Annotated in this window: 1 rRNA gene; it reads left to right on the top strand. The window is 51.2% G+C overall.

Annotated elements, in window-relative coordinates:
- Positions 1-209, top strand: a 23S ribosomal RNA gene (locus tag Xbed_RS19280); the annotation flags it as partial.

Below are 209 nucleotides of genomic sequence, written 5' to 3'. Positions count from 1 at the left end.
ACCGATAGTGAACCAGTACCGTGAGGGAAAGGCGAAAAGAACCCCGGCGAGGGGAGTGAAAGAGAACCTGAAACCGTGTACGTACAAGCAGTGGGAGCCTTGATTTATCAGGGTGACTGCGTACCTTTTGTATAATGGGTCAGCGACTTATATTCTGTAGCAAGGTTAACCGCATAGGGGAGCCGCAGGGAAACCGAGTCTTAACTGGG

It is taken from the genome of Xenorhabdus beddingii (genome assembly GCF_002127545.1).
Classification (GTDB): domain Bacteria; phylum Pseudomonadota; class Gammaproteobacteria; order Enterobacterales; family Enterobacteriaceae; genus Xenorhabdus; species Xenorhabdus beddingii.
The sequence above is the reverse complement of the archived record's forward strand: the minus strand, read 5'-3'. Positions and strand labels throughout refer to the sequence as shown.